The organism is Flavitalea antarctica, from assembly GCF_054461535.1.
Genome location: NZ_JBTLQG010000040.1, coordinates 1 through 18,497 on the forward strand (window position 1 = coordinate 1; position 18,497 = coordinate 18,497).

At 43.4% G+C, this 18,497-nt stretch carries 14 protein-coding genes and 1 pseudogene; 8 read left to right on the forward strand and 7 right to left on the reverse strand.

The annotated features are described in order from the left end of the window. Positions 1 to 830 (reverse strand): IS21 family transposase (istA, locus tag ACX0G7_RS23640; RefSeq protein ID WP_458926003.1); only part of this gene is annotated, 830 nt, incomplete at its 3' end. A 312-nt stretch (positions 831 to 1,142) separates the two neighbouring features. Here istA and ACX0G7_RS23645 point away from each other — a divergent pair. Next, positions 1,143 to 1,664 carry a hypothetical protein gene (locus ACX0G7_RS23645; protein WP_458926004.1) on the forward strand — a complete coding sequence of 174 codons (522 nt, stop codon included), beginning with the start codon at positions 1,143 to 1,145 and terminating at the stop codon, positions 1,662 to 1,664. A gap of 488 nt (positions 1,665 to 2,152) precedes the next feature. Here ACX0G7_RS23645 and ACX0G7_RS23650 read toward each other — a convergent pair whose 3' ends face one another. The 3 genes from ACX0G7_RS23650 to ACX0G7_RS23660 are packed head-to-tail and all read right to left on the reverse strand — an operon-like array spanning position 2,153 to position 5,741. Further along, on the reverse strand, positions 2,153 to 2,776 hold the full coding sequence (locus ACX0G7_RS23650; RefSeq protein WP_458926005.1) for a DUF7002 family protein: 624 nt from the start codon (positions 2,774 to 2,776) through the stop codon (positions 2,153 to 2,155). A 1-nt stretch (position 2,777) separates the two neighbouring features. Then, the gene (locus tag ACX0G7_RS23655) at positions 2,778 to 4,412 is read right to left on the reverse strand and encodes an adenylosuccinate synthetase (RefSeq protein ID WP_458926006.1); all 1,635 of its coding nucleotides are present in this window, start codon (positions 4,410 to 4,412) and stop codon (positions 2,778 to 2,780) included. 6 nt (positions 4,413 to 4,418) lie between these two features. Next, a complete protein-coding gene (locus tag ACX0G7_RS23660; protein WP_458926007.1) occupies positions 4,419 to 5,741 on the reverse strand; it encodes an ImmA/IrrE family metallo-endopeptidase in 1,323 nt (440 codons plus the stop codon). 254 nt (positions 5,742 to 5,995) lie between these two features. On the opposite strand from ACX0G7_RS23660, the pseudogene ACX0G7_RS23665 reads away from it, so the two are divergent. The 3 genes and pseudogenes from ACX0G7_RS23665 (at position 5,996) to ACX0G7_RS23675 (ending at position 8,943) form a co-directional block, all read left to right on the forward strand. Next, positions 5,996 to 6,426, forward strand: a pseudogene (locus tag ACX0G7_RS23665) (NAD(P)H-dependent oxidoreductase). Between the two features lie 205 nt (positions 6,427 to 6,631). Next, the gene (locus tag ACX0G7_RS23670; protein WP_458926008.1) at positions 6,632 to 7,756 is read left to right on the forward strand and encodes a hypothetical protein; all 1,125 of its coding nucleotides are present in this window, start codon (positions 6,632 to 6,634) and stop codon (positions 7,754 to 7,756) included. Between the two features lie 218 nt (positions 7,757 to 7,974). Continuing rightward, a complete protein-coding gene (locus ACX0G7_RS23675) occupies positions 7,975 to 8,943 on the forward strand; it encodes a phosphate/phosphite/phosphonate ABC transporter substrate-binding protein (protein ID WP_458926009.1) in 969 nt (322 codons plus the stop codon). A 109-nt stretch (positions 8,944 to 9,052) separates the two neighbouring features. Here the strand turns inward: ACX0G7_RS23675 and ACX0G7_RS23680 are convergent, their stop codons facing one another. Then, a complete protein-coding gene (locus ACX0G7_RS23680) occupies positions 9,053 to 10,606 on the reverse strand; it encodes a M20/M25/M40 family metallo-hydrolase (protein WP_458926010.1) in 1,554 nt (517 codons plus the stop codon). A gap of 28 nt (positions 10,607 to 10,634) precedes the next feature. Here ACX0G7_RS23680 and ACX0G7_RS23685 point away from each other — a divergent pair, with 28 nt between their 5' ends. Further along, positions 10,635 to 13,655 carry a DEAD/DEAH box helicase gene (locus tag ACX0G7_RS23685; protein ID WP_458926011.1) on the forward strand — a complete coding sequence of 1,007 codons (3,021 nt, stop codon included), beginning with the start codon at positions 10,635 to 10,637 and terminating at the stop codon, positions 13,653 to 13,655. 63 nt (positions 13,656 to 13,718) lie between these two features. Here ACX0G7_RS23685 and ACX0G7_RS23690 read toward each other — a convergent pair whose 3' ends face one another. Together ACX0G7_RS23690 and ACX0G7_RS23695 are read right to left on the reverse strand one after the other, a co-directional pair. After that, complete coding sequence (locus ACX0G7_RS23690) at positions 13,719 to 15,347, reverse strand: beta-N-acetylhexosaminidase (RefSeq protein WP_458926012.1); 1,629 nt, start codon at positions 15,345 to 15,347, stop codon at positions 13,719 to 13,721. A 394-nt stretch (positions 15,348 to 15,741) separates the two neighbouring features. Further along, positions 15,742 to 15,942, reverse strand: coding sequence for a hypothetical protein (locus tag ACX0G7_RS23695; RefSeq protein ID WP_458926013.1), 201 nt, complete (start codon positions 15,940 to 15,942; stop codon positions 15,742 to 15,744). Positions 15,943 to 16,535: 593 nt separating this feature from the next. On the opposite strand from ACX0G7_RS23695, the gene ACX0G7_RS23700 reads away from it, so the two are divergent. The 3 genes from ACX0G7_RS23700 (at position 16,536) to ACX0G7_RS23710 (ending at position 18,192) form a co-directional block, all read left to right on the forward strand. Beyond that, a complete protein-coding gene (locus tag ACX0G7_RS23700) occupies positions 16,536 to 16,976 on the forward strand; it encodes a hypothetical protein (RefSeq protein WP_458926014.1) in 441 nt (146 codons plus the stop codon). Positions 16,977 to 17,100: 124 nt separating this feature from the next. Beyond that, positions 17,101 to 17,556 carry a hypothetical protein gene (locus ACX0G7_RS23705; RefSeq protein WP_458926015.1) on the forward strand — a complete coding sequence of 152 codons (456 nt, stop codon included), beginning with the start codon at positions 17,101 to 17,103 and terminating at the stop codon, positions 17,554 to 17,556. A gap of 159 nt (positions 17,557 to 17,715) precedes the next feature. Continuing rightward, positions 17,716 to 18,192: a DUF6843 domain-containing protein gene (locus tag ACX0G7_RS23710; RefSeq protein WP_458926016.1), complete on the forward strand. Its 477-nt coding sequence runs from the start codon at positions 17,716 to 17,718 to the stop codon at positions 18,190 to 18,192. Positions 18,193 to 18,497: the final 305 nt, after the last annotated feature.

Sequence of the window (18,497 nt, forward strand, 5' to 3'; positions counted from 1 at the left end):
AAGGTTTGGTTTCGCAGGGGTGCATATATGTTTCTGTAAACTATATTCACTGCTTTTTCGACCATAGCCTTGTCTCTGGGTTTGCCTGGTCTTGTTGCTGAGAAGGTGGTTTGATAATGTTCACTAAGTTGATAGCATAAATCTGTGAAGGTCGGTTCATAGCGATCATATTTTGTAACGGCGGTCTTTAAGTTATCGCAGAGAACTGTTTGAGTAACGCCTCCAATGTACATGAGCATGTAGTTGCTGGCCTCTAAAAAGTCTGCTGTCTTTTGACTATGTACCGCCCGACAAAAGATCAAGCCGCTATATGGCAATGTAGCAACGAATACCTCACAAGCTATACGTTCACCAGTTTCCATATCGACATAGAAATATTTCTTACCAGCAAAATCAACCATGATCTCCTGACCGGGATTATAATTGAGATGCATAACAACATCTTTTTTGTTCAAGAATTGTTGTAGATAGTAGCAGTATTGGCTATATCCGTAACCCTGAGGATCAGCATCCAGATATTCTCGCCAAAGTAATTGACGGGTAACACCAGGTCTGCTAAGTTCTTTTTCAATGTTCTCAAAGCGTGCAAGAAGTTCCTGGTACTTGACGCTTTTAATAAAAGCTGTATCCTGGTTAAACATAACTGCAGCCAGTTCACGATCGGTTGCATTAGGGGCATCTGCAGGAGCATCAGATCTTCTGCTCAAGTATGATCGAACTGTGTTACGCGCAAGGCCAGTCAGGCGCACAATTGCCTTGATCGAATGCCCAGTGCCATGAAGTTGTAACACTTGTTTTAATTGTTCCATTGCTATTGGTTTTGCTGCCATCCCTGTTTGATTTAGGAGGCAAGGTTACAACAGCAGAAAACCAATCTCTTACTATCTGATTAAAAGGGGGGGGTCAACATATGCCGGAATGACTGTGGATAAAAATTACACCGGGGGGGGTCAAGTTGGTCCGGAATAAACACTTCAGAATCGAACATCCTTAAGCTTTAAGAAAAGTGACGGGGTCAACATCGTCCGGAACAGGGGGGTCAACATCCCCCGGAACACCGGGGTCAGTTTGCTCTGGAACATGGGGGTCAGAATATCCCGGATTTTACATTTCATATTTTTACTGACCTAAACCTAAAATTAATGGTAACTATAGACTTAATGAAGGTTCCCTACATCAAATTAATTACTGGATTTTTCATGGCGACAGCGACAGTATTATCGCCGCTTCATTTTATCTTCCAATATGCTCCGGATGTTTTCAAACAATACGATACTTTGAAACTAGTGGTCGCATGTCTTGCGTTAGGGATTCCTTCGTTTATATTTTCCTCTGTTTGTATAACTATAATGCTTTGCGACGTCGATCAAGGTACAGGAGTTAAGTTTAGTGCTAACATTATTTTTGCAGGGATGGTCAGTGCTTCTTTCTTGCAAATTATGTTTATCCATGTGCCTATGCTCGACTACTTAATGGTAGCTAAAATTTACACTTTGCCACAAGCGATTGAGAAACTCCGTGTGAGTGGTAAATTATATCTCATTTTACTTCCGATATTAGCAGCAGGATTTTTCTTTGGAAAATTAATATACAGCATTGGAAAGGACTTCAGAGCAAAAATGAAAGTTAAAAGAAATAATCCACCGTCAGCTGAAATCAGCTAAAGAATGTATACATATCGTTGACGTTTACAAATTTAAGGAATACTCAAACTCGCCTAATAAGTTGGCCAGAGCTATGGGTAAACAAAAGTGCAGTAGGTAGATTAAGCAAGCTTATGGCTTGTCAGATTTCTTGATTAACAGGGGCCGGGCTACTACTCAGCGATAAAGCCACTTTAGCGTGCGATTCAAATCCACACATGCCGAAGATCCATGGCCACATTTTATAAAGGCCAATTTCCTATTCATGGTCTTATGCGGATCACATCCGATAAAGCGGAACAAAGCTTTGGGAAATATATAAGAATGTCAAAATAAGAAGCTGCAACTCGATTGATTGTGCTGTTGCAGAGTTGGAAGTCGAGTTTCCGGTATCCCACTTCACTCCCCCGAACGTAGCGCAAACCAGGTCGCATAACAAGGACGCATCAGTGATTTACGAATGTGATCGAGACCTGAGTTTTCAATGGTGGTGTTTAAGAAACCTATTGTTATTTCGGTTTCCATGGGCCCGCAGGGTGTTGACCTAACAGGAATGTGCTCGGAATTACACATAGTCGGGGGAATGTTACCTCCGCAATGGTTGCAGGTTGCAAATCATAGTTTTGCAGCTGTACAAAAGTGTCCTTTCCCCTAGCCGCAGCCCGGCCCCCTAATGTTCCACTTGGTCTAGTTGCACCTGAGTTTATCCGACTTAATTGAATATTTCGATTCAACTCTAATACTTCCTTACTTCTGAATCGCAGAATGACGGGCTTCTCATGGGCGTATCGACCAAAATGGATATTTAGCCTTTTAAGATTGGGCCACATAAAAACTCTACAGTTCAAATGTCTGATAAAATCTTCCCTTGTCCATCCATCTGTAAGACACTTATCCAATGCTTTGTTCAAAGGGCGTTGATCGCGTATGCGGACTGTCGCATCTCCAATTTGCAAAGTGGTGTGTTCGGCACGTCTAGTGCTGACAAAGGTTTGAACAGATTCTGGATTAGCCAGTTTTATCAGCTCCTCAGTACTCAAAAGGGCTCCCTTCTCCACTATATACGGAAGATTGGATACGTCCGTCAAATGATACAAAAAAGGGATTTTCTCAATGAATGTTGTACTAAGCATATTATACCCAATTTCTTCTGTCAATAATTGATCTGTATGAAAACCTGGTTGCAATCAGGCTTACTGGCCTTCCCGAACAGCGCTCAATTTCCTCTATAAATTGGGTGGTCTTGGCTGATAGTTGATCGAACCTACGAGCTCCCTGGTTGGAATAGTCCAAATAATCCGCAAATGTCAGTGCAATGTCTGTTGGGGAGTTTAACTCGCATGCTTTTCGGTACAAAGACCAACTAAACTCTGCTATCCTCCTTTTCTTCTTGGTAGTAGTCGTCATTTCGGTCCTTTCTAACTCCTGCAATGGAACACCAGACCTCCTATGAATTTCTTCGAAGGTTATCTCATCACTCTGAAACTCTCCAGATGTGCCATCTTCTGGACTTTGCACGCGAATAGGGTAAGTACGAGTGACCATTATTATTTTGCGGACGCGATTTATGGCTATACCTGCTTCTGCAAGACAGCCTCCAGCTGTTGTGTCCCTGGAAGTAACATAAGGGTAAAAGCCATGATGTAAGCTTAGAAGAGTGCCTTGCGTACCTTCCAACAATATTTTCTTATTTGCGCTAAGAAGTTTTTCTAATTCTTCATGAGATGACCCTAGATATTGTGTTAATTCCTTACAATTTTTTGCCTTATGTTGGTCCTTTTCTTGAAGCCGAACTAATAGATTACCTGCAGTAGCGGAACCTACGCCTTGAGCAGTCGAGCCAATTTTGCTCATCTTTCGCTCGTAAGCAATATCCTGCTCGCTAATGATCGTTACGTTGGAGTCGATAAGTAAGCGTTTAGGATCTTCAATGTTGAACTCCTTAATTTCTCGCAAGAGTACCTCTTTGCTGATAACCGCCCCAGGGCCAACGATTATTTTCGCCTTCGGATTTTTCACAGTACCAGATGGCAGTATGTGAAAGACGTGCGGATTAGGCTCAGCAAACACCTTGTGCCCGGCATTTGGTCCTCCGACACGAACCAAACAATCATAATTGGTTGATAAGTAGGCAGAAATCTGGCCCTTGCCTTCTGATCCAAATTGCCCTCCGACTATTACGTCTACCAGTTGGTTATTTATTGGTGGCAAAATTTTGAGGAACCCTGCTACTCGAATTAGCACATCCTCCAATTTGTTTCGTTCAGTATTTACGACTATATCGGCTTTGGGTTCCAGGGTATTAACTTGCTTCTCTGTTCGGTCGCTTTTGATTTTCTTGTATAGTGCCAGTAGTTCGCCTTCACTGCCGTCGACATCTTGCCTGTGTAGGTAACGTTGTTTCAATTCCTCTGGTGATGACTTTAGATGAACATGAACAACTGAATGGCCATATGAATGCCTAAAAGAATCAATTTGACTGGAGATACGCAGCGAATCGATAACTACCCTTTCGGAATTTAAAATCTCGCTTTGAAAAAAATCTCTTACCCAGGTTCCCTTTGATTCGTTGTCAAGGGACTCGCCAAGAGATTGTAGGTGTTGTCGACCTTCCTTAAGATTCTTGTTTCTTTCTTGAGCTATGGTTTTTAGGGCATCTTTGGTCTTTAAGATCTTGAAGCCAAGTCTTTTTTCCAGCTGGTCGGACAACTGCGATTTACCGCTACAGATTTCCCCGCTAAGCAGGACTATAATTTTATCATTCTTCATAGGCAATTACGAATCGAATAAAGTTAAAGGAGATGTATTGTTAGCAAAAGGTTTTGATCCAGGTAGAGTATATACAGTCACACTGATGTTGTGCTGAACAAGTTCGTCATAGATCATCCCCTCAATAATGTTCCAGTCTCCTTTTGCTTGCCCTGCCCCTATCATTGGCATATGGATCGACGCTTTCAGATCTATAGCGAGTTCACGAAGCTCTTCTAGACACAGTTGCAGACTAATGTAACTGAGAATTCTTTCGCCTTCGAACCTTGGCCTTATCCTCTTTTGCGCTAGAACTTGATAAACATTGATGTCATCGCTGAGCCTAGTCAGTTTAGCTTCGCCGAGTTTGAAGTCTTGTTGATCTTTCCATTCTTGTAAAGCTTTCTTGCTGGCTGGCCACTTGACGGCCATTGCCCGTCCAAATCCAAAGCCAACGGCGGCACTGGTGTTTACTAGCTGCACAATGATTTTTTCTCCGTCTCCACGTGGCTGCGTTGCGTCTCCATTTATCGTATAAATAGCTCTTGTAGGGACATCATCATACAACTCTGGCGCAATAAATATCCCAACTCGTTGACGCTTTTGTTTTTTTAAGGGGGGCAGTCCAATTGAAAAAACCTTGAATGGTTGGCCATCAAACATTTCCCAGCTCTCTAACGCTTCGGAGGTCCATCCTGAGTTAATACATTCATAAGCCTTCGAATCCCGCGGAACCGCTACTTTATTCGTGATTTTTTGATCAAATGAATGGGAGGTCTTAAAGTAGTCTATGACAAGGTCCTTCCTCTCATCCTTTTCAAAATATGCAATGATAATCGCACATGGTTTGTTCACAACTTCCGCAAATCGGAGGAAAACCGCTTCAAGTGAGGCTTTGTATTTATTCGATATTTCTAACAATGACTTCATGTTAAGGGCAACGGAATTGGCTTCAGTTGTAAACTCTGCATAGGGCAGCAGTATTTCAGATGCCGCTACATCACAAAGGAATTCCAGCTCCCACAAATCACCAATTCTCTTATCCTCTCGATTTCTGATCGTTTCACTCCAATCAGAGAACAGAATATGGCCCAATTCGTGTGAAACTGAAAAATTGGTTCTCGTTGGCTTTTGGAATGGATTATACTCAATCTGAAATTCACCATTGACCTCCAGGATGCGCGCATCTGTGATTGACTCATTTGGCGCCACACCAATATTAAGGAGTCTCGCCAGTTTAAAAGGGTCAAAAGGAGGTCCGCTCCATCCTCTCTCAAAAGCATTTAAAACCATTGTGCGGGCTTTCTGCCGGACGATAGCCACCGGATCTCCCTGATAATTTTCTTTCATCAGCTTTTTCACTGACTTGTTCCGCCAATCGCGATTCATAAATAATTGCCCAAAATATTTTTGAAAACTGCAATGTACTATAAAATTCTACATGCCAAGGTGGATGAGCCATCCGTATTATACTTCATAGAGGGCAGACCGAGAGAGCAGACCACTTAGTTTCATAGTCACGGTTACATGAGGTCAAACCAATATGCGATATCCGCACCAGCTATCCCGACGGTCAGATTGATGTACCTGCAGAACAGGAGGGCCTGCGTGAGGCGTCACTCATCATCCTGCAATTTCCCTTTGTATGGTATGGCGGCCCGCCCATATGCGAAGCTGGATGGAGGCTGTGTTCGTCCATGGTTTTGCTTATGGCGAAAACGGCTCCGCCCTGCGAAACAAACGCCTGTTGCTGTCCATCACACTGGGTGGCAGCGGGAAAGCCTACAGCAAGAACGGGCAACATCGCTACCCGGTAGAAAGCTTCCTGCTTCCACTGGAAATGTTCGCAGCCTATTGCGGCATGATTTACCTGCCACGGGTTTATGGTTATGAGATGACAAACAGCAACGGCGGTGATAATGACCTGCCGCGTAAAATTGCCCTGCATGTGCACCGGCTAACGCAAATCATTAACTCGATGGACCACCCGCCGGTTATTTTGCCACCCCTTTATGATCTTCAAAGTGTTCAATAGTTCATGAATCACCCCGGCTTCGATCCACCGGTAATTTAACAACCACCGCGTATTAAATCCTGGCGAATACCAAGATTTACCAATGGGATTTAAAAGAGTTTTGCTTTCCATCAAAGCCTGAAACATGAAAGTAAAAAGGATCCTTTGAAAAGAAAAGTGGGTACCCTTCCTGAAAAAGAGATCAATCAACTTCGAAACAAAAAAAATGAAAAACAAAATCGTGTTACGCGTTTTATTCGTGGCCTTACTCGGCCTCTCCTTTGCGGCCTGTACAAAAGAAGGCCTGCAAAAGCCTCCGCATAAACCTGCCGAACAACCGCCACCGGTTAAAAACGATACAACAGTCAAAATAAAACTGCAGGCGGTCGTCACCATTGGCGCTATTACCTACGACAGTCTCCCCGCACAATGGCGCATCACTTCCTGGGATGTAAACAATGTTCCCTACCAGAAAGATACGCTCCTGGCTGCCGGAGTTAATACCGTCACAGTACCGAAGGATCATATCCGCTTCCGGTTCCGCTTGAACAAATGGGGCATCACAGATGAACTGATGTTGCGGAAGGACCAGTTGCAGGAAGATGTCGTATACACCCTTGGCGGCCAGAAAGCTGCCAAAAGACTGCGCAAAGAAGAAAACTTTCGTTTTGTGATGCAACAGTGGGAGCCTTCTTCACGCATTCACTATGCTTATGGCAACAACGGCCTTTCTGCAGTCGAGTTCTACCAGAAAATGCCACAGTACAGTGCGCTGCAGTTCACTCAAAAACATCTTTACCAATACAACGGTTCTGCTGTTTCGCGAATCAATGTATTTGATGAAACGAACGCCGCTACCGGCTTCACTGAGTTTACCTATAACCCTCAGGGTACCAAAGTCACCCATATCCATCAGCAATCATACGATGTGGAGACCTTTGCTGCGGTGGAACACAGTTACCGGACGGGGACGGCGGAGATCACGATTGACTACCTGTACAATAACGGCAACGCCATGGAGTACGTGATGAAGATGAGGGGCGGTAACAAGGTGGAAGAACGGGCAATCAGTTCCACCGGTGGGGGTGAGGGCGGCACCTTTACATATGATTTATACATTAATCCCTTTGCACACATGAACATGCCTGATATTTTTATCTCCAACCTGTCGAAAAACAACCTGGTGGACGAGCAGAAAAACTATTCCGGCAATATTCCATCAGCCGTAGTGTACAAGCGGGAATACACCTACGACAGCGATGGCTACCCCGTGGAAGTCGTGAAACATTACAAAGGGTACCAAACTAACGAGCACCTGTACACGATCAAAACCGTTTACACCTACCTGTAAACGAACAGGACCTGTGCCTGGAAAATGCAGTTTGCCAGATGGTAAATAAAATGCAGGAGGGAGCTTTTTGCTGATGGCCCCTGCCAGGTGTTAAAACATTACCGAGTGGCTGCGGTTGTGGTTATAATGAATCCGTAATATTGTATACTTGTAAAAGCCAGCGGAGAGTGACCTTTCAGCTACAAGGCAGGACAGGATGATCAAAAAAAGCAGTCAACATGAATCTTACCTTTTTATCAATAAAATCCGTCGCGGCGATGCGATTGGCTTTCAGTACCAGGTACCGGATATTACTCTTATCGTGCCTCTTCATTTTCCAAAGCGCATGGTCGCAATCCAAACCATGGGTGGTGGCGACCTACCAGTATGGTGATAACAATCGTATAGGCAACATTAAACCGCTGGCCGATCACCTGGGCCGGTTATTGAACAATCCTGTTGAGGTGCGCAGTTATGCAACCGTCCATCTGTTTCTCTCGGCGCTTCAGTCCAGCGAAGTGGACATTGCGCTGATCAACACCTTTGGTTATTTGTTGTTAGATGCCTCGGGCAGGCATCACAGCATGATTCCAACGGTGGTCCTGCAACCAAAAGCAGGCACGCAGGACAATTACAAAACTGCAATTATTGCCAGCAAAAATGCCGGTGTGCAATCCATAAAGGCACTGCCGCAAAAGGCTGAAAAACTCCGGCTGGCATTGGTTAGCCCGGGGTCCACTTCGGGTAACCTGGTTCCCCGTTTGGCATTAAGCCGCCTTGGGTTAGAGCACCCGGAAAAGCAATTTCAGCAACTCAGTTACAGCGGAAATCATCGCCTGGCCATTGATTCGCTGCTGGCCGGTAAAGCCGATGTGTGCGCCGTTGGCAGCACCGAATATTTCCGACTGATGGAAGACAGTGTACGGGCTGCTCAGTGTACGCTGCTCTGGCTTTCACCGGAGATTCCTTTGGGGCCGGTACTTTTACATAAACGTTTACCGGATGAAACGCGCCGAAAGATCACCACTGCCTTTCTCGATCTGCATGGACAAAACAGCCTGGCGCTTGAAGCCGTAAAGCAAGGCTGGAGCGAAGCAAAAGAAGCGGAGAAGTATGTTCCCTTTTCAGAAAATTATTACACGCCTTTCCTGAACGAGATCGGCAGCAGGGAGTCTATAAAGATGATCATATCGCAATTTGCTAATTGATTGGAGGACGGCGTGGTGTTAACAATCTTCCATCTTTTCATGATACTGAATGTGGTAGAACTGTAAATCGAAAATTCCCCGCATCCCAGGTGATACCGCCGGAGCGGAATTATTTAATCATCATCAGTGATCCCAAAACTACCATTCCTTCAAATAAGTTGCCAATACGAATATTTTCATTTTCTGCATGTTGGTTATTATCATGGTTAGCTATAGGAACTGTAACAGTTTTAGCATCCAGGTATTTTTCAAATAGGAAAAGCGGAAGAGAGCCGCCCATCGTGGGCTGTAAAACAATCTGATCCCTGGTTGTCGTTTTAACTGCTGCAATAACTTTTTTTATAATTGGGAGATCCATTGATGTGCGTTGTGCATTGTAGCCATCAGCTCCGGCTATGACTTTGATGATCTTTGGGTATTTTTTTCTTTCTTCATCGGTAGGCTCATTATTAGTTACATAATAGCCCTCTTTTTTTATATGATTGATTACCTTTTGCTGCTGCCTCTGCCAATCATTACCTAGGACCAACCTAAGATCAAGAACAGCAGTTGCATAGGTTGGTATTTGATTGGAAGCCATCTTTCCTACATTGCCGCTTTGTATGCCATTAATATTTAATGAAGGCTGGTTTATAGATTCACTTAAGGACAGGCCCTGCATATCTGTAGTACTAATTCCCAGTTCTGTTTTCATTTGTTCATCCACCGGGGGAACTTCATTTAAAGATCTTCTTTCAGAAACGGACAAAGGGGTTACATCGTCATAAAATCCTTTTATAGTTACTCTTCCGTTTTCATCTTTCATGGAGGATAACAATTTTGCCAACATCATGGCCGGGTTAGGAGCCCAGTTTCCATAATGACCGCTATGCAGTGGTCTTTTTGATGCATATACAGTAAGATCAAGTTTTGCATCACCACGAACGCCAAATACAATTTGTTTTTTTCCAGATTGATGAACAGGCCCGTCACAAATAATCCACAGGTCTGATTGGAGCAACGCACGGTGATTTTCCAGTATTTCATTCAGATGTGGAGAACCTGCTTCTTCTTCTCCCTCAAAGAAAAACTTAAGATTACAATTTGGAGTAAGCCCGCTTTTTTTTATAGCATCATATGCATTTATGATGGCACTGACACCTGCTTTGTCATCAGAAGCTCCACGGGCATATATCCTCCATTCGTTTTTGTAATTGCCGTCTATAGGAAGGGGAATATCAGTTCCACCTTTATCTATGGCATCGGAAAACAACTTCGGGTGAAATGGATCAAGTCCCTTCGCCCATTGTGTGGGGTTAACGGGTTGTCCATCGTAATGAGCATAAAAAATAATAGTTTGTATTGCACCGGGAACTATTACTTCGCCATACACTGCCGGGGGCACGCCTGGTGTGTTAGCCCTTAATAGCTGCACTTTTTTAATACCCCTTTTGGTCATCATCTGCATGATGAAATCTGCATTCTTTTGTTGACCTATAGGGTCTGCAGCAACGTTTGGCAAAGCAAGAAACGCCAAGAACTCATTCATGATGTTGACGGCATTTTCACTTCCGTATTTTTTAATTGTCAGAACTTCTGGTGATTGTGCTGAAACTGATTCAGTATTCAAAAAACTTAACAGGAAAAAGATGAAGATTTTGATGTTTTGAATATGTTTTACCATATTGTTGAAGGTTGAAAGAGGGTGGGCCATGAATATACCCAATTCTTTGGTCAATGATGAGGCCTTCCCGTATTTCCAGTTTGACTCCCGTAACTTCGCGGCCTTTAGCGCCGGTTTACTTATGGATACGATCAGAGATTTAGCTCAACTTTTACTGCCTGACGATGAACCTTTATTTCATAGTGGAGAACCTGACGGCGTCCGTATCGTAGTGTTAAAGCAGTTTCGCTTTCATAAAAGTCTGAATATTGAGCTGTATGATGCCAGCCTCACACAGGCCGGGAAGATAAAAAATCCACTGCGGAGCATAACCCCCCAGGATGCTTCTTTGTATTCAAACGATACGAATGCACTCTTGTTCTATTCGTCGATCAGCCGCTTTCAAAATCCACCACCTGCATCCAAACCAAATGTTGATATAAGGGCACTAAAAACCATTGTCAAAAATCCGGCGGCTCTTCGCTTTTTCTATCATGATCCGAATTTCTCAGAAACGGTCAGTGCCGGTTCGCTCACGGAAGTGAAGGTCGGGCCAATGATATCAAACTTTTCTTTGATGATAAACAAGGAGGATCACTTCTACGTGATAACACCGCAACTTCGGGTTGGCGATGCCTTGCTTCATCCAAAGCAGGCAAAGCTCATGTTCGGGTATTTTGTTTTGCATGCAAATAGTTTTTACCTGGTGCCTGATGTGTACATGGTGAAATTGCTCAGGTATTTTGCGACGCGCTTATCCATGCAGGTAAGTGAACAGCAGTTTCCCGCATTTACAGAACAGGTGTTGTCTAAACTGGAAGACAAGGTCCGGGTGATCCATACTTATATCAGGGCGGCGACCAAAGAACAGGTCGATGAGGCCGGTCTGTCTGGCGCTATGGAAAAGATCATTTACTTATCTGATCTGAATCAGTATGTGATGATCAACCCGGTAATGCGATATGGCAGCATTGAGGTACCCATTCGCAGCAACAAGGCCATTTATCTGCCGGATATTCGTGGCAGGATGATGGCGATGGAGAGAGATACTGCAGCCGAGGATGATTTTCTCGCTTTGCTTCTTCGTCAGCACCCGCTTTTTTCGGAACAACTTGAAGATGGTCTCACTTATTTCTACCTGCACCGCGATCGTTTTCTTGATGAAGACTGGTTCCAGGAAAACTTCATGCAGTGGCGCGACGCTGGGATTTCCGTTTTTGGATTCAGCCAGTTGAAAGGGAATAAAAAGAATCCGAACAAAGCGTCTATTTCAGTAAATGTGCAAAGTGGACTTAACTGGTTTAATACCAAAATCAAAGTGGTATTTGGTAACCAGGCTGTGGCATTGAAGCAGTTGCAACTAGCCGCCCGCAACAAAAGCCGGTACGTGCGGCTGGATGATGGAACGCTTGGAATCCTGCCTGAATCATGGATTGAGAAAATGGCCGATTTCTTTTTTGCAGCTGAAATTGTAGGAGCAGACCTCAGGATCCCAAATTCCCGTTTTGATCTGATCGCCCGACTCACGGAAGACGCCGGAGACAACGAAAAAGACAGGAACACGGCAGGGCAGGTAGCGGTGGACATTGATGATAAGGTTAAAGAGGCCGTTGAACATTACAGGCACAGACTTTCTGATATCAGCGCTATTGAAAGTGTCAGAATTCCGCGGGGACTTAAAACAACCCTCCGCAATTACCAGGTGCAGGGATTGAACTGGCTGTGCTTCCTGGCTAAACACCAGTTCGGAGGAATACTTGCTGATGATATGGGTCTTGGAAAAACCGTGCAGGTAATTGCCTTTATGCTTTATCGTAAAGAAAATAACATTGCGGGTACACACCTCGTCGTGGCACCGACGTCGGTAATTTTCAACTGGCAGGCGGAAATCAGGCGTTATGGACCCGACCTGGCAGTGCATATTCATCATGGTGCTGAAAGAAAAAAATCAACTGTTGACTTTGATAAATATGATGTCGTGATCACTTCTTATGGAACCCTTCTTTATGATATTGGTTTTATGAAGGATTACGGATTTGGGTATATTTTTCTTGATGAATCACAGCAGATAAAAAATATTGGTTCGCAGAGGTACGATGCGGTGCGGTTGCTGCAGTCGCAAAACAGACTGGCAATCACCGGTACACCCATTGAAAACAATACGTTTGATCTTTATGCACAGCTATCATTTGTGAATCCCGGCCTGCTTGGCGATTCGCGGTATTTCCGGGAAGTATATTCAATACCGATTGATAAATTTGAAGATACCCGGCGTGCGAAAGAACTGCAGCGGAAAGTTGCGCCGTTTATTCTTCGACGTACCAAAGATGCGGTTGCCTGGGAGTTGCCCGACAAGACTGAACAGGTGTTACTTTGCCCGATGGGCAATTCCCAAAAATCGGTTTATGATGCGTACGAACAGGAGTTGAGGGATTACCTGGAAGGCAGAATAAAGGACGAGACGCTGCGGGTATCTATTCATGTTTTACGCGGTCTTACTCAACTACGGCAGATCTGCAATGATCCCCGCTTACTTAAGGCCGACCAGGTGCAGGGCGGCGGATCTTCAAAGATTGAAACACTGATGGAGCAGATCGATAGTAAATCGGTGACCCATAAAATTCTCGTTTTTTCTCAATTTGTTTCTATGCTGGAGTTGGTGGCTGGCGAGTTGGACAAGACGGGAATAAGATATGTTACGCTCACAGGTGCAACTACAAACCGGAAGCAGGTAGTTGATCAGTTTCAGAATGATCCGGAGGTCAGGGTGTTTTTGCTTAGCCTCAAAGCAGGTGGGATGGGCTTAAATCTAACGGCAGCTAGTTATGTTTATTTGATTGATCCCTGGTGGAACCCTGCGGTAGAGGCGCAGGCCATCGATCGTGCATATCGTATCGGCCAGCACAAAAATGTACAGGCGATCCGCCTGATCTGCCCGGGTACCATAGAAGAAAAGATCATGTTGCTGCATGAAAGTAAAAAAGCGCGTCTCGCCGGTTTGGTTAAGTCGGGAAAAAGTATCGTCGGAAATATGACTATGGACGATTGGAAAGAAGTGCTCGGTGGGTGAGTGTTTCCGGTGCGCGACTGTTCTAATGAGCAAAAAAAATCCCGCAGTGGGCGGGACTTTTTGTTATTTGTTTTTGGCCTGGTCAGGCCATTGAACTTTGGGCGAGCGATAATAATCAATTCCCATTGCTTTCCACATTTTCGCATGGTTAGCAAGTCGTCCTTTGTAATCATCCCAGTTTCGTGCTGACGATGGTGTCCATCCAATTTCAGCCACTCCTGGAAGTCGTGGAAACACAAGGTATTCGATGTCGTCCATGGTCACTACCGTTTCTGTCCAGAGTGGTGCTTCAACACCCATTATCTGCTCACGCCCGATACCCGGGACAAGCTTCGCAGGATCCCACTGATAGGATGAATCAACCTCGATATAAGCAGCCCAATTGAGCCCGATGCGTGAAGTTGAGTCATACTGCATGTCGAGATATACTTTCTTCGAAGGCGAAAAAATGATTTTGGCTCCCTTGTCAACAGCCATCTTTGCATATTCCGCGGAGTGCCAGTATTGAACTATCGCTCCTGAGTCGAGATTTCCCTGTGCTGATTCCTCCCATCCCACCATGATTTTTCCGTTGGCTTTGACAATTTCCTTAAAGCGATTAATGAACGCGATATAGTCCGGTTTTTTCGTTACCGCCGCTTCATCTCCACCTATGTGGAAATACGGCCCGGGAGTTATTTCAGAAATTTCGCGAATCACATCATTGATAAACTTAAAGGTCTCCTCTTTTTCCAGGCTGAGGGTACTGAATCCAACTTCGATGCCGGTGTGAGGATTGCCTGCGATCGGTCTGGGTGTTTCTCCGGCTTTCAGATTCATTGACGGGCTGGGAAGCAGTTCATTGCGATACGAAACCAGGGCCGCGTTTGTGTGACCAGGCATGTCTATCTCCGGAACAATTGTAATAAACCTACTCTGTGCATAAGCGACAATATCTTTGTATTGCTCCTGTGTGTAGAAACCACCTTTGCCGCCACCAACCTGGCTTTGGCCACCCACAGCCGTGAGGTTCGGCCATGATTTAATTTCGATACGCCACCCCTGATCGTCACTAAGGTGCAGATGAAGAATGTTGATCTTATAATAGCTCAGCAAATCGATGTAACGTTTCACATCTTCGACCTGTATAAAATGACGCGCAACATCGAGCATGGAACCGCGCCACGCATACTCAGGATAGTCCGTGATCTTTCCAGTTGCAATTCCCCATTTGTCGCGCCCTGACTTATCATCCTTGTCAGCGATAATCTGACGAAGGGTCTGCACAGCATAGAATATACCGGCGGGTTTGTTCGCGGTAATCTTTATTTGCTGTTCATCAATCTGCATTTCGTATCCTTCGTTTCCGAGTGAGGACGTTCCGCCATTGAGGGAAAGAATGATTGTGTTCCCCTCGGTTCCAGAACCGGTATTCAACGGGAGACCCGTCACAGTCTTGAGGTTTTCTGCGAGATAATCCGCAATAGCACCAAGTTCTGAGGATGAGTCGGCTACGATGGTAGTCTTCCCGGTAAGCATAAAACTTTTTCCAGTCGCGTTTGCCGAGACTGGTTTAGGAATGACGCGTCCGAAGGCAAGCTTTGCTTCCGCGGATGTTTCTTCAGAATCCGAATTCCCGCAAGAGGCAAACAAAAATATAATAGCAATGAACGAAGCACAGTTAAAATATCTGCGCAAGAGTAAAAAATGCATAGCGTCGTATATGTTTTAGGAAACCGAATGTAAAGAAAATAGTGATTCGCGTCTTATTATCCAGAATTTGGATAAGATTTGATATAATTGAACACGCTCAAAAACAAAAAACCCAGCAATATCAAGTGTTTTGCTGGGATATGGTATCATTTGATACCTGTAGTTGTGGCCGCGTCAGGATTTAAGCCTGATGCGCAATGTCTTGGCCTGCCTGAATTTCAAAGAATATATAAGTCTCAATTCACCATTGTGATTCCAAAGATTGGGACGTAAGCTCCGGCAGGCTGAAACCTCTGACCAAACAAGCAAGTGCTTTAAACAAAAATATTGAACTAATCAAGCGAAAGGCGCACAACGGTTTTGACCAATTTAAATATCAAATACAAAGCTGTCGTCACCTTACTTTGTAGATAATAGTGACGTCGTCTGCCTTTTTTTCCTGAATAAAAGGCCGCAATTTCTTGTCATAGTCAATTTGCAAAATATCATTCGAACGCCATATGTAATTTATCGATGTAAAGGCAAGCCATGTTTTGCCGTGGTCAGTGTCAACCGTAAAAGCATTACCACCTTTTACCTTTGTTCTTTGTGCCAATATGGGTAAATTAAATAGGTTAGCCCAATTTAATTTGACCTTCGGAGATGAGAGATGGCCACCGGTAGGCAACTTGTCAGACCATATCGAAGAATTCTGCATTTCCGCTTTTATTTCTTCAGAGTCTGTACAATACTTAAGGCTATCAATCGGTAAAAGCCTGTGTAAAATCGAAAGGGAGGACGAAGGAGAACCGTTGTTCAAATGATATCATTAATATTGACAAAATTTGTGGTAGTAAAACTCTCAAATCAAAAATGATCTTGTACTTCCCTCCAGATACCCAGAAGTTGCGAAAAGACTGGGACTTTAAATTGGATACCAATGGACGCGGAACAACGGAGACTATTAAGCAAAAGGTGAATGATGCACTTTATTAGAACTATAATATGTTGAGGAAAATCTCCGGGATATTTTTGATTATGACCAGTTTATTGGGTTGCGACACGTTCTATACGCCTGAAAAGTCTAACCATAGGCGTGACCTTAAGAGAAATTTTAATTCAAAGGACTTATTGGGACCGGACTCATTAAATTCTGGAGAATACTTCAGGCTTATACGGCAGTTTGAGAGGAAAATGAAAATCCCTGTAATGGCTGAATGTGCGGACTCTGTGCATCTGCGAATATGGTTTGTTTATGAACTGTCATCCACTGGTCAGCTTCTTGATATTCGAATGAGTTCTGGCGAATGGAATGCAGACCTTATAACCTATTCCAGCAATACTTTGTATTCCGACACACTCAAAATGTCGATAAAGGCGCGAAAGAGTGGCCTGCGACCCAAATCCGGGTGGGAACTGTTTCCCCGATGGTTGCATCGTCTGCGGGATAATGGTAATATTCCGGAGATGCCTGGCGGTGCTGATGGTGTCACCTATTGTTTCGAAGTTGCAGATCCATCTAGCTATCAATTTTTTACTAAGTGGACTCCAGAAATTTCTGCGCAATCCGACATTGCTTCAAAAGAAGTTGCTGAATTCCTTGCCAAAATGGAATATGAATTTGATTTCCAAAGATTATATGTCGAGTAATCGATGATTCAAATTTTGACTGTGAGTCTGCGCGGCTGTGAGATTTCGCCTATACTTGATAAGTTTAAGTGATTCACAGAAGTTTGCAAGGAGCGTCAACACAATCATAGAAAAAAGAAAACAGATGTATATCGGAAGATTATATAGATTAATTAAAATAATCTGGGTTATTTCAATCATTCATTTTACTTCTTGCAAAAATCACATTCAGGAACGTCGAATCAGGTTAATATTTACAGGAATAGAAGTGTTGCCTGGATATGTCTATTCGCCAGAATCGGAATATAAAGTAAACAACAAATTATATTCTTTGAGGGATGTCGCCGAATACGACCCAAACGGAAGTATCATTAAATTGACAATTTTTAAACCTGAAGGAATACTTGAATACGACAAAGATCATTTGATTAAGGATTCAGCCCTTTTGAAAAGCGTCAGTTTGCCAACCAGACATCACCTGAAATACGTTTCTGAGAAAGGACTTATTGATGAAAATAAAATATTCCCAGTGGAAGTCATAAATGAATCAATTTTTGTTGTCAGTGAAGGGATATTAACGGTCTTTTACAAACTGGATTAACTTTAGGGGAGGTCCATCATTATCCGTTTACCTTGATTCAAAAGGGGATATCCTCACAAGCAGCGGACATACTTGCCAATAAGTACAAGTTCGGAAGAAAGAAATTACAGAGCAACGATTTCAGCGATAATACATCCTGTCAAAAATTAAAAACTGAATATGATACTGAAAGCACAATTCATTATATGTTTAGCATTGATATGTATATCATCATCATGCCAAAGTAATGGAGAAGATTGTATTTACTTAATACCTAAAAACTTTGAGGGGAACCTATTGATTGTATATAATCAGGAAAACGGGACTGATACTATCTATGAAGGTAGGGATAGAGTATATAGTTTTGACACAACAGGGATTCTTAGAACGAAGTTTAAGCCAAACTATGGCTTACAGAGAAACTTCTATTTTTATATAGACAGTTTAGGGAATAGGCACAGCCTTAGATATGGAATACTATCACAACTAAATGGAAATAATGAAGTTGTCTGCTTAAATAAAGAAACTGGTAAAGACTTTGATAAAAGCAAATCAGTTGATAGGCATTTTGAAATGATAACTGTAGCCAAACAAGTTAACATGGATTCTATAGGTGATTTAAGGAGTTCTTTTCTCTGGAAGGCGTTTGCTCAATGATATTAAAATATAAGCCCGACATTCGCCGGGTTAAGCGCTCTGAAAAATTAAAAAAGATGTACCCGGATAAGCAATCTTTTTTTGAGTAGATAACTTCTTCTTGTTGAACCGACACGTAAATTGTAGAAGACAAAAGTTGTAGAGTCTCATAAGGACGATGATGTTAACTCCCCCACCTTCTCGCGTTTCAAAATTAAATAGCCTGTCTAAAACACGTCCAGAAAGTTTTTCCTGCAATTGATTCATATCCTCGCTAACCTTGCTTTCTAAAACTTTGGCATAAATCTGCGTCGTCGTAATTTTTG